Genomic DNA, 223 nt, shown 5'->3' on the forward strand with positions numbered 1-223 from the left:
CCCAGTGTGGCTGGTCGTCCTCTCAAACCAGCTACGGATCGCGGCCTTGGTGAGCCATTACCTCACCAACTAGCTAATCCGATATCGGCCGCTCCAATAGTGCAAGGTCTTACGATCCCCTGCTTTCCCCCGAAGGGCGTATGCGGTATTAGCTACGCTTTCGCGTAGTTATCCCCCGCTACTGGGCACGTTCCGATACATTACTCACCCGTTCGCCACTCGC

The 223-nt window shown here is 57.0% G+C and carries 1 rRNA gene; it reads right to left on the reverse strand.

Going from position 1 to position 223, the window contains the following annotated elements:
- Nucleotides 1-223: ribosomal RNA gene (locus tag EYW45_RS25070) — 16S ribosomal RNA — on the reverse strand; the annotation flags it as partial.

Source organism: Schauerella aestuarii (assembly GCF_009866805.1).
GTDB classification, from domain to species: Bacteria; Pseudomonadota; Gammaproteobacteria; order Burkholderiales; family Burkholderiaceae_B; genus Schauerella; species Schauerella aestuarii.